This window comes from Anthropogastromicrobium sp. (assembly GCF_037349415.1).
Classification (GTDB): Bacteria; Bacillota; Clostridia; order Lachnospirales; family Lachnospiraceae; genus Anthropogastromicrobium; species Anthropogastromicrobium aceti.
Genome location: NZ_JAXWCK010000050.1, coordinates 1 through 11,719, shown reverse-complemented (window position 1 = coordinate 11,719; position 11,719 = coordinate 1). Strand labels below are relative to the sequence as shown.

General features: G+C 43.4%; 11 protein-coding genes and 1 pseudogene. 8 read left to right on the top strand and 4 right to left on the bottom strand.

The genetic code is table 11. The features are described 5' to 3' along the window. The first annotated feature begins 2 nt into the window (after window positions 1-2). From WJP93_RS11495 to WJP93_RS11485, 3 genes are read left to right on the top strand one after another with little or no spacing between them, the layout of a single operon-like run. Window positions 3-203 (top strand): hypothetical protein, encoded by a 201-nt coding sequence (locus WJP93_RS11495; protein WP_262536949.1) that lies wholly within the window; start codon window positions 3-5, stop codon window positions 201-203. Next, window positions 182-1,051 carry an EamA family transporter gene (locus WJP93_RS11490; RefSeq protein ID WP_118614121.1) on the top strand — a complete coding sequence of 290 codons (870 nt, stop codon included), beginning with the start codon at window positions 182-184 and terminating at the stop codon, window positions 1,049-1,051. Before WJP93_RS11495 ends, WJP93_RS11490 begins: the two co-directional genes overlap by 22 nt. A 17-nt stretch (window positions 1,052-1,068) precedes the next feature. Continuing rightward, window positions 1,069-1,866, top strand: a complete 798-nt coding sequence (locus tag WJP93_RS11485; protein ID WP_337548419.1) for a sugar nucleotide-binding protein — start codon at window positions 1,069-1,071, stop codon at window positions 1,864-1,866. Between the two features lie 46 nt (window positions 1,867-1,912). On the opposite strand, the gene rfbD is transcribed toward WJP93_RS11485, so the two are convergent. The 4 genes from rfbD to WJP93_RS11465 form a co-directional block, all read right to left on the bottom strand. After that, the gene (gene rfbD / locus WJP93_RS11480; RefSeq protein WP_337548418.1) at window positions 1,913-2,854 is read right to left on the bottom strand and encodes a dTDP-4-dehydrorhamnose reductase; all 942 of its coding nucleotides are present in this window, start codon (window positions 2,852-2,854) and stop codon (window positions 1,913-1,915) included. An 11-nt stretch (window positions 2,855-2,865) separates the two neighbouring features. Next, a complete protein-coding gene (gene rfbB / locus WJP93_RS11475; protein ID WP_118614139.1) occupies window positions 2,866-3,885 on the bottom strand; it encodes a dTDP-glucose 4,6-dehydratase in 1,020 nt (339 codons plus the stop codon). 220 nt (window positions 3,886-4,105) lie between these two features. Further along, entirely contained in the window at window positions 4,106-5,338 is a 1,233-nt protein-coding gene (locus WJP93_RS11470; RefSeq protein ID WP_337548417.1) for a MerR family transcriptional regulator, read from the bottom strand. A gap of 90 nt (window positions 5,339-5,428) precedes the next feature. Beyond that, complete coding sequence (locus WJP93_RS11465) at window positions 5,429-7,438, bottom strand: TIM-barrel domain-containing protein (RefSeq protein WP_337548416.1); 2,010 nt, start codon at window positions 7,436-7,438, stop codon at window positions 5,429-5,431. Between the two features lie 222 nt (window positions 7,439-7,660). Between WJP93_RS11465 and WJP93_RS11460 the strand changes: the two genes are divergently transcribed. The 5 genes and pseudogenes from WJP93_RS11460 to WJP93_RS11440 form a co-directional block, all read left to right on the top strand. After that, on the top strand, window positions 7,661-8,593 hold the full coding sequence (locus WJP93_RS11460) for a PfkB family carbohydrate kinase (RefSeq protein ID WP_337548414.1): 933 nt from the start codon (window positions 7,661-7,663) through the stop codon (window positions 8,591-8,593). Between the two features lie 67 nt (window positions 8,594-8,660). Beyond that, window positions 8,661-9,260 (top strand): bifunctional phosphoserine phosphatase/homoserine phosphotransferase ThrH, encoded by a 600-nt coding sequence (thrH, locus tag WJP93_RS11455; protein ID WP_337548412.1) that lies wholly within the window; start codon window positions 8,661-8,663, stop codon window positions 9,258-9,260. Window positions 9,261-9,282: 22 nt separating this feature from the next. Further along, window positions 9,283-10,149 (top strand): YitT family protein, encoded by an 867-nt coding sequence (locus WJP93_RS11450; RefSeq protein ID WP_227102060.1) that lies wholly within the window; start codon window positions 9,283-9,285, stop codon window positions 10,147-10,149. A gap of 198 nt (window positions 10,150-10,347) precedes the next feature. Continuing rightward, the gene (locus tag WJP93_RS11445; RefSeq protein ID WP_066561366.1) at window positions 10,348-10,983 is read left to right on the top strand and encodes a bifunctional 4-hydroxy-2-oxoglutarate aldolase/2-dehydro-3-deoxy-phosphogluconate aldolase; all 636 of its coding nucleotides are present in this window, start codon (window positions 10,348-10,350) and stop codon (window positions 10,981-10,983) included. Between the two features lie 77 nt (window positions 10,984-11,060). Continuing rightward, a pseudogene (locus WJP93_RS11440) lies at window positions 11,061-11,719 on the top strand (sugar kinase); the annotation flags it as partial.

Genomic DNA, 11,719 nt, shown 5'->3' with positions numbered 1-11,719 from the left:
AAATGTCAAGCAAGAAAAATTCAGATAAGGAGACTTTTTCTCTGCCGAAGACAGTTTCGCTTTTTGGAACACAAAAAGCTTTACAAAAACTGGTGGACATGCGTGGTGAAAAACAGTATAATGAGGCAAATAAAGAGTGGCTTTTAACTCCAATAACCTTAGCAGAAGGGGGATTAAGGAAATGTGGATATTTTATGCAATAGGATCTTCATTTTTTGCAGGAATAACAGCGATCCTTGCAAAATGCGGAATTAAAAAGACAGATTCGAATGTGGCAACAGCAATACGAACTGTAGTTGTATTGTTGTTTTCATGGCTCATGGTATTGATTACAGGAACATGGGGAGGAATAAGACAGATTGACGGCAGGACGCTTCTATTTCTGATTTTATCAGGATTAGCTACAGGTGCATCGTGGTTATGCTATTTTCATGCCCTTCAAAAAGGGGATATCAACAAGGTTGTTCCCATTGATAAATCAAGTACCGTGTTGTCTATTCTTCTGGCATTCATTTTCCTTCATGAAGGTATTTCTGGGAAAAAAATAATATTTGTGCTGCTTATTGGAATAGGAACCATGATGATGATTACCAAAAAAGACATAAAAACAGATTCTGAAAAAAAGAGTGGAGGATGGCTGATCTATGCGGTGCTGTCAGCAGTATTTGCAAGTCTGACTTCTATTTTGGGGAAGATTGGAATTGAAGGTATTGATTCTAATCTCGGCACAGCAATCCGCACCACAGTAGTGCTGCTTATGGCATGGCTCATGGTGTTTGTTACACAAAAACAGAAAGAAATAAATAAGATAGAGAAGAAAGAATTATGCTTTATTTGTTTGTCAGGGCTGGCAACTGGAGCGTCGTGGCTCTTTTATTATCGGGCGTTACAAGAAGGACCAGCAAGTGTAGTAGTGCCGATTGATAAGCTTAGTATGTTGGTAACGATTGCATTCTCGTGGATTGTATTTCACGAAAAACTGACAAAGAAATCGGCAGTCGGTGTTTTACTTATTACGGCAGGAACGCTGCTTCTGGCAGTTACAGCTTAAATATCAGGGAGGGGAAAATGATTTTAATTACAGGGGCAAATGGATTTGTGGGGCATAAGCTCATGGAGCTATGCAAGGATACAGCAGCGTCATCGTCTCTTCGGAACGTGACACAGGAAATTGTGAATCGTATGATTAAAGAAAGCAATGCAGATGTTGTTGTCCACACAGCAGCAATTTCTGATATAGGTACTTGCGAGGCAGATCCAGAAGCATCGTACTTTGCAAATGTGCAGATTCCTATGTATCTGGCGAATGCGTGTAAAGATAGTAATAGAAAGCTGATATGCTTCAGCTCAGATCAGGTGTATAGTGCGTGTGAGGATGATGGACCATATACAGAAGAAAATGTGAAGCCAGGAAATATCTACGCTGCTCATAAGCTTGAGATGGAAAAACGTGTGCTTGATATTCTGCCGTCGGCAGTTATGTTAAGAGCAGAGTGGATGTATGATTATTATGAAAAAAGATCCAACTATTTGATGATGATATTAAATGCAATTCATACACAAGATAGTGTTTCTTTCAGCTCAAAGCAATTTCGTGGCATTACTTATTTAAAGGAAGTTGCTGAAAATATGGACAAGGTAATTTTACTTCCAGGCGGTGCGTATAATTTTGGCAGCGAAACAACACAGTCAATATATGAGGTGACAAACAAGTTTGTTGATATGCTTGGAAAAAGGCTTATCGTCAAGGACGCACCCGCAAGACACAATTTGTGGATGGATTGCAGCAAAGCAAGAAAGTATGGTGTGGAATTTAGCAGTGTAATTGACGGGTTAGAAAGATGCGCAAGGGATTATAAGCTATGAAGTATGGGATGGAGCCACAAAACTCCATCCCATTTCCTGTTCTTTATTAAAATTCAATTTCTTTTAAATATCTTGCAACTGCATCCTGCCATGTCGGAAGTGGAGTAAAACCATTTTCAACAAGCTTGGACTTATCCAGACGGCTGTTGAATGGTCTTGCAGCCTTTGAAAGACCATACTCAGCAGTAGTAACAGGAAGAACAGTAACGTTATCCTCGCTGTACTCAGTGCGTCCAAGAAGGGTAGCCTGACGGAAGATTTCCTTTGTGAAATCATACCAGCTGATGTAGCCGCCCTCATTTGTTACATGATAGTAGCCGTATTTGTCGGTCTCAATCATATCTACAAGCAGTCTTGCCAAATCAAAGGTATATGTCGGTGTACCGATCTGGTCATTAACTACCTTTAAGGTACTGTGTGTCTTGGCAACGTTTAACATAGTCTTTATGAAGTTCTTTCCGTTCTTGCCAAATACCCATGCGATACGCACGATAAAGTAGTTGTCAAGAGTACTAGAAACAGCAAGCTCACCGTCAAGCTTAGACTGACCATAAACATTAAGTGGCTTATAATCCTTGCAATCTGGTGTCCATGGAGTAGTACCCTGACCGTCAAATACATAGTCGGTGCTGATGTAAACCATCTTGCTGCCAGTCTTCTTGCAGGCCTTTGCGATGTTTGCAGTACCATCCGCATTGATTGCGTGCACCTTATCCTTTTTGTCCTCATCCTCAGCCAGATCAACAGCTGTCCATGCAGCGCAGTGAACGACAACATCCGGCTTCATCTCGCAGATAACACGATCAACAGCATCAGCATCAGTGATATCTAAAGAAACATATGGCATAGAAACAACAGCAGTACCGTCAGCAGCGCCAGAATACTCTGGTGCAATATCAGTTCCGATTCCCTCATAGCCGCGCTTAGCCAGTTCATTCATTACATCATGTCCGAGCTGACCGGCAACTCCAGTAACAAATACTTTCATAACGACCTCCATTAGCGGTTTGCGTACATCTTCTCGTAGTAGTTCTGATACTCACCAGAGATGATGGTCTCCCACCACTCCTTATTGTCTAAGTACCACTGAATGGTCTTCTTGATACCGTCAGCAAACTTAGTCTCTGGCAGCCAGCCTAACTCATTGTGGATCTTGGTCGGGTCGATTGCATAACGCATGTCATGTCCCTTACGGTCGCCTACGAAAGTGATCAAGCTCTCTGGTTTTCCAAGCTCCTTGCAGATGATCTTAACGATGTCGATGTTCTTCATCTCGTTGTGTCCACCAACGTTGTAAACCTCACCAACGCGTCCCTTGTGGATGATCAGATCGATTGCACGGCAGTGATCCTCAACATACAGCCAGTCACGAACATTCTCACCAGTACCATAAACTGGAAGCGGCTTGTCGTTTAATGCGTTAGCGATCATAAGCGGAATCAGCTTCTCCGGGAAGTGATATGGACCGTAGTTATTTGAGCAGCGGCTGATGGTAACAGGCAGACCATAGGTTCTGTGATAAGCAAGAACTAATAAGTCAGCGCCAGCCTTAGAAGAGCTGTATGGGCTGCTTGTGTGGATTGGAGTCTCCTCAGTGAAGAACAGGTCTGGGCGGTCAAGCGGCAGATCACCGTAAACCTCATCGGTGGAAACCTGATGATAACGCTTAATGCCATACTTGCGGCAAGCATCCATCAAAACTGCAGTTCCAAGAATGTTGGTGTTTAAGAAAACTTCCGGATTCTCGATGGAACGGTCAACATGACTCTCAGCTGCGAAGTTAACAACGATGTCTGGGTGCTCCTCCTCAAACAGTTTGTAAACAGCCTCACGGTCAGTGATGCTTTCCTTAACAAAACGGAAATTCGGGTTGTCCATAACCGGTGCCAGAGTGGAAAGATTTCCAGCGTAGGTCAGGCAGTCTAAACATACAATGCGGTAATCCGGGTAAGTATTTAACATATGGAAAATAAAGTTGCTTCCGATAAATCCGGCTCCGCCGGTAACGATAATGGTCATAATAAGCTCCTTTCAAATGGGGACAAGGATGATGGCTTTTTATCTGTCCCTAGTGGTTCAAAAATAAAATCAAATTTCGTATATACATGATGTCGCGTGTCAAAACATTTTTTCTTTGACACGCACAGTATACAAGGTGACGTAACGTCACCTTCAAGCGCTTTTTGTGGAAAAATCAAAGTTTGTGAAAAGTGCACAAAGGCCAGTGGTTCCACGGCAGCTATTTCGTGCAGCAAAACACTCCAGCATCCTTTGTGACCGAGAATCCAGCATCTGTTTTTTTCTTGACGAAGCTTCGAAATTCTGCAAAGTGGTCAAGCAAATATTGATTCTGGTTGCCGTGGCAGGAGAGAATATAGAGAATCAGCGGTTCGGCATCTGGAACGAGAAGCGAGTCTTCGTAGGAGAGCCATTTCACATCACTAAAATATGGCGCTAGAATCTCGGCTCCATTTTCGCGCCCGAATCGCTCGTAAAGACAATCTGCCGACAGTACAATGCGCGAGTCAAAGTCAGACACGAGACGACTGATTTCTTTCATGTGGTCTGCACCATATGTGCTGCATAAGAATCGTCCGCCGGGCTTTAATACTCTAGCGGCCTCGCGGCACGCCTGTGTCACATCACTGCAGTAAAAAAGAACATGGTTTGCCAAAACAAGGTCAAATGATTCATCTGCAAACGGAAGTGCCTCACAGAAGCATTCACGAAATGAAAATTCATCGCCATCGCCTATTGCACGTCTTGCATCACGAAGCATTCCCTCTGAGATATCAGTCAGCATAATTGAGCAAGTTTTAAGAAGATCTGGCTGCTGATCATGAGTTTTGGTGTGATCTGGAAAATTATTCTGGGAAAACTGTTTCTTTGCCTCACACCAGAGTGTGCCGTCACCGCAGCCAGTTTCCAAAATATTCATCCCTGGCGCCAGATGGCAGTTTTCCAGAATCCATGGAAACCAGCCTTGCTTATTTTGGGAATAAAGGCGGTGAAGATTGATGCGGGCAGAGATATTCGAGGCATTTTGATACTGCTTTTTTAAGCTTTCCTCCATGCCAGTCAGATGGATCAAATTTAACATGCGGCTCCAGTCAATGCTGTGCTGCTTGTTTATGGCATCTGATGTTTCAAGGATCGCTTTTTCTACAAGCTGCATTTGCTCAATGCGGTCGCGCACAAGATTTAATTGTATGTTGAGGGAATTTTGCATGTAGTGAAGATCTTTTGTGTCTACGATCATTTCACGAATATCATCAAGTGAGAAGCCAAGATATTTTAATAATAAAATTTGCTGGAGACGCGCAAAATCTTCATCAGTGTAAAAGCGTGCACCAGATTCATTTACAAAAGAGGGCTTTAAAATACCCTGCTTGTCATAATAGCGGATGGTCCGCAGGGTGACATGAGCCATCCCTGCGAACTGTCCAGAAGAATAGTAGCCTTCTTTTTTCATAAATTAAAACCTTATATTTTTTTGCGGGTCCAAAGCTCAAAAGTCTTATCGTGCAAGCACGAACGGCTTTTGGAGCTTTTGACCCTGGTATCATTTCACAAAAACTGTTTTGCCTTCTTTTATGAATAATGGAACGCGGTTAAGCGGAGCATCCACAGTAATTGTGCAGCCGCCATCATAAACCTTACCTGTCTCATATTCACACCAGCGTCCCTCTGGCAGATACAAAGTACGTGTGCGCTCACCAGCATAAAGAACTGGAGCAACAAGAAGGTCATGGCCAAAGAGAAATTCATCTGCAATATCCCAGCAAGTTTTATCTTCCGGATAATCGTAGAACAGCGGCTTGATAACAGGAGTACCTTTTTCGTGAGCTTCCTTCATAACAGTTGTCATGTAACCCTTCATTGATTCACGAAGCAGGATATAGTAACTCATCATATCCTGAATTTCAGGTGTGTAGCTCCAGATTTCATTGTCTGCACCAGATGCAACCATGCCGCCGCCAGTGGATCCGAGTGGCTTATAGTGAGGATCACGATCACCGTGTAGACGCATAACAGGGCAAAAAGCACCGAACTGGAACCAGCGCATCAAAAGCTCCTGAAAGGCTGGATCGTGTACATTTCCGCCATGGAAGCCGCCGATATCTGCTGTCCACCAAGCAATTCCGGCAAGACCCATGTTTAAGCCGGCTGTCAGCTGATAGCGAAGATAAGTAAAGGTCGATGGTACATCGCCAGACCATACGAGAGAACCGTAGCGCTGGGAACCAGCCCATGCGCAGCGTACCAAATTCAGAGGATTTTCAATGCCTTCTTTTTTCATGCCGTCAAAGAAGGTCTGAGAATAGCGAGCTGGATACTCATTTGCACATTCATTTGCCGGACCATCGTAATAGCGGTAGATATCAAAATCCTGAACCGTGTATTCCGGTTCGGCCTCATCAAGCCAGAATAAATCGACACCAAGTGTTCTATAATTTTCCATTGCCTTTTGCCATACAAATTCACGTGTTTCTGGATTTGTTGGGTCAATAAAGCACTCCATTCCGAAGCATTCCATAGTGACATTTAAGCCGCGGTCGGTACGGATTAAAAGATCTCGCTCCTTCATCTCTTCATAATTTACGCTTGCACGGTCGACAGTCGGCCAGATGGAAACCATCACGCGAACACCCATCTTGTGAAGTTCATCGATCATTGCCTTTGGATCAGGGAAATATTCCGGGTCAAAGCGCCAATCACCCTGCTGTGTCCAGTGGAAGAAGTCGATAACGATAACAGACAGTGGAATATTTAATTCCTTATATCTGCGCGCAATAGTTAATACTTCATCTTGTGTCTGATAGCGAAGCTTACACTGCCAAAAGCCCATAGCCCATTCAGGCATCATCGGGACACGTCCGGTAAGCTCTGTGTATTGCTCTACAAGTGCTGCAGGTGTATCGGCTGCATTAATCCAGTAATCAATCTGGCGTGTAGATTCAGCAGTGAACTCTGTTACGTTAGCACCAAGCGTTGCGCGTCCAATTGCAGGATTATTCCACAAAAGACCATAGCCCTTGCTAGATACAAGATAAGGAACGCTTGCCTGAGTATTTTTCTGAGCAAGCTCAAGTGTACAGCCCTTTAAATCAAACTGTGGCTGCTGATATTGGCCCATACCAAAGAGTTTTTCGTTATCATCTGCCTCAAAACGTACACTTAATGCATAGTTGTCGCCTCCGACAGCACGGTAGGTTCTTGCAGCAGCACGCTGCATAATGATTGTATCAAGATCCTTCCAATCCTTTGTTCCATAATCCCAGCTGCGATAATATTCCTTTAGTAAAAGTTCATCCTTTTCATTATAGAAACTGATACGTCCAAAGTCTGTAACAACAGCGTAGATACTGCCATTTCTCACGATTGCATGATCATCAAAAAGCTCAATTTTTCCGTCTGCCTTTGCAGGAACATCAAGTGACCAATCCTTATCAGAAAAGCTTCGATTTTGTGTAGCGCGAACACGAAGACCAACGCCCCATGGGCAAATTTCCATAATTTCCTGGCGGCGCTTAAAAAAAAGCGCACCATCTTTTATTTCAAAAAAATTCATTTTCAAGTACCGTCCTTTCTTAAGTCACTGAGAACCACTGGGGACAGTTTTATGACCACTGTACCTGTCCCCGATGGCTCTATTCTACTATATTGTGCAAAAAAAGCAATGGACAAAACTAAAATGATGCTTGCTTTTTGCGGAATGTTTTGTACAATAAAGGGTAGGAGTCACCGGCAGCTGCCGATGGCTCAAAGATTGTAATATACTGGGGGACAAACCATGGGAATTGTAGTAATCGGCGCCGTATTTGTGGATATCAAGGGCTTTCCAGAAGATGTTTATGTGCCGGAGGGCCGCAATGCGGGACGGATTGAATACATACACGGAGGCGTAACGCGAAATGTCGTGGAGGACATTGCAAATGTTGAGCTTAGGCCTACATATGTAAGCATCGTAGATACATCTGCGCTTGGCGAAGATGTTGTACGCAAATTAAAAAGACATAAGGTAGATACAAGCTATGTAAAGAGTGTTCCGGGTGGAATGGGAACATGGCTGGCCGTATTTGACAACAAGGGTGATCTGGCAGGGTCTATCTCACAAAGACCAAACCTGTATCCGATTTTGTATACTCTTGAGGAAAAAGGAGATGAGATCATCTCTAAGGCAGATTCTATCGTACTGGAAATGGACATTGACAAGGAAATCATAAAAAAGACATTTCAGCTTGCGCAAAAGTATAATAAGAAAGTATATGGCGTTGTCACAAACATGAGCATTGCTGTGGAGCGACGTGATTACTTAAAGCATTTTGACTGCTTTGTCTGCAACCAGATCGAGGCAGGCATTTTCTTTGCAGAGGACTACGAGGGAAAGACACCGAAAGAGCTTTGTGAGATCATTTCAGCAAATGTTGTGAGTGCCCAGATTCCATCAATTGTTGTTACGATGGGCGGTGAAGGTGCCGTGTATGCAGACTGTAAGGGAAATAGGGGTATTTATCCGGCGCGCAAGGTAATAGTGCGCGATACAACAGGAGCAGGAGATGCCTTCTTTGCAGGTGTTGCCATTGGCATGACATATGGCAAAGAATTAAAGGAAGCAGTTGAGATCGGTACACGTCTTGCAGCATCTGTTATCATTACAACAGACAATGTATGTCCGCGTTTTCTGCCGAAGGAGCTTGGACTTGACATTGAGGTAGAGGAGTAGCAAACTGTTAATGAATCCGTCCCAATTAAAACGGGTTGCAAATAAATTGAGAAAGGCAGGAAATACAATGAATATTGTATGTTTGGATTTAGAAGGTGTATTAGTACCAGAGATCTGGATTGCATTTGCTAAGGCAAGCAATATCCCAGAACTGAAGAGAACGACAAGAGATGAGCCAGATTATGATAAGCTGATGAAGTGGAGACTGGGCATCTTAAAGGAACACGGCCTTGGCTTAAAGGAGATTCAGCAGACTATAGCACAGATCGATCCAATGCCTGGTGCTAAGGAATTTCTTGATGAGTTAAGAAGCATGACACAGGTAATCATTATCAGTGACACGTTTACACAGTTTGCAGCACCGCTTATGAAAAAGCTTGGGTGGCCAACAATCTTTTGCAACACGCTTGAGGTCGCAGAGGATGGAGAAATTACAGGTTTTAAGATGAGAATTGAGCAGTCTAAGCTGACAACAGTAAAGGCACTGCAGTCTATTGGTTTTGAGACAATCGCAAGCGGTGACAGCTATAATGATCTTGGAATGATTCGTGCGAGCAAAGCGGGATTTTTATTTCGCAGTACTGATGCAATCAAAAATGAAAATCCAGACCTTCCAGCATTTGAGACATATGACGAACTGATGGCAGCGATAAAGAAAGCACTTTAAAAATATAATCGGGGAGATTATCATGGAAAAGATTAAGTCAAGATGGGCAAAGCTCGCCGTTATTATCGCAGGTTCATTTTTATACACATTTGGTATGAACTATTTTTTGATTCCGTATGGTCTTTACAGCGGCGGAGGTGTCGGAATTGCACAGGTTCTTACATATTTGCTTGGAAAGATCATAGATTTTGGCGGCAAAAATGTGTATGGTATCGTTTACTTTTTGATTAATATTCCGCTTCTTGTTTTGGCATGGAAAGGAATTGGAAAAGGCTTTCTTGTTAAGACACTGATAGGCTCAGTAGCGATCAGTATATTTGCAAGCATCATTCCGATTCCGGCAACGCCAATCGTTGATTCTGTTGTTGCCTCAGTTTTGATTGCGGGTATTATCACTGGTTTTGGTGTCGGTCTGCTGCTTGTAGCTGGCGGCAGCGGCGGCGGTGTAGATGTCATCGGCATGTGGGCAGCTAGAAAGTTCAAGAATGCATCTGTTGGAAAGATTTCATTGTATGTCAATGTGGTAGTATATGCGAGTCTTCTTTTGATGTTTGATATTGAGATTGTTATCTATTCTCTTATTTATATGGTATTTTTTACACTTATGATGGATAGGGTCCATTATCAAAATATCACTGTTCGACTGATGATTTTTACAAAGCAGGAAGGAATTGATCAGAAGATTTTAAAGCAGACAGGACGCGGTGTGACAGAGTGGACTGGTGTAGGTGCCTACACAAAAGAAGAGACAAAAATCATGATTTGCTGTATCAATAAATTTGAGACAGCAGAGTTTGTCGAAATTATTCACAGTATTGACCCGAAAGCGTTCGTAATTGCTGACGAAGGTGTTTCTGTCATGTCAGGCAACTTTGAAAAAAGACTGTGATAAAAAAATAAATATCAACAAAAATAATGGGTGTTTTCTGATGCAAATTAGTCAAAACACAGAAATACATGTCTCCTATTGGCGAATACGCAAAAAAATGGTAGTATAAAGATATGTAACATCACGTAGAACGATGTACTGTAAACACGCCCATAGTATGCCCTTTTTTAGGGGCTGGGCAAAAGGAGGAATAAAGAAATGACAATTAATGAGCAGTTTAAAGAGTATGGCGTTGTTCCGGTTGTAGTACTGAACGATGCAAAGGATGCACTGCCGTTAGCAAAGGCTTTAGTAGAGGGTGGTCTTGCTTGTGCAGAGGTTACATTCCGTACAGATGCAGCAGAGGAGTCCATTCGTCTTATGAGCGAGGCTTATCCGGAGATGTTAGTTGGTGCAGGTACCGTTCTGACAATCGATCAGGTAAACCGTGCTGTTAAGGCAGGTGCTAAGTTCATCGTTAGCCCAGGATTTGATCCAGAGATCGTTGACTACTGTTTAGAGAACAACATTCCGGTACTGCCAGGCTGCATCACTCCATCAGAGGTTGCACAGGCTGTTAAGCGCGGACTGAAGGTTGTTAAGTTCTTCCCGGCAGAGCAGGCTGGCGGAATCGCTATGATCAAGGCTATGGCAGCTCCGTACACCATGGTTAAGTTCATGCCGACTGGTGGAATCAATACAAAGAACCTGGCAGACTACTTAAGCTGTGATAAGATTCTTTGCTGTGGCGGAAGCTGGATGGTAAAGGGCGACATGATCAAGGCTGGTGAGTTCGATAAGATCACTGCTATGACCAAGGAAGCAGTTGCAAAGGTTAAGGAAATCCGCGGCTAAGTGTAATGCTAGGGTCGAAAAGTCGCAAGCTGATCATGCTTGCATGATGAAAAAAGAAAGGTATGGTTTAGAAAAAAATGAATTTAAATTTAAGACCAGCAAGTGAGTGCAAATTTGATGCAGTATCTCTGGGCGAGGTTATGCTTCGTCTTGATCCGGGCGAGGGCAGAATCCGTACTGCAAGATCCTTCCGCGCATGGGAAGGCGGCGGAGAGTACAATGTTATCCGTGGTTTAAGAAAGTGCTTCAAGATGAATACCGCTGTTATCACTGCATTTGCTGATAACGAGGTTGGTATGCTGATGGAAGATTTCATCTGCCAGGGTGGTGTTGATACTTCCCTTATCAAGTGGATGAAGACTGACGGTATTGGCCGTATCTGCCGTAACGGTTTAAACTTCACTGAGAGAGGATTTGGAATTCGTGGTGCTGTAGGTTGCTCTGACCGTGCAAACACTGCTATTTCTAAGGCTACTCCAGATGATTTCGATTTTGAGTACATCTTCGGAACATTAGGTGTTCGTTGGCTGCATACCGGCGGTATCTACGCTGCACTGTCTGAGCAGTCTTGCGAGACTGTTTTAGCTGCAATCAAGACCGCTAAGAAGTATGGAACTATCGTATCCTACGACTTAAACTATCGTCCATCTATGTGGAGCGCTATCGGCGGACAGGCTAAGGCTCAGGAAGTAAACAAGGAGATCGCTAAGTACGTTGACGTTATGATCGGTAACGA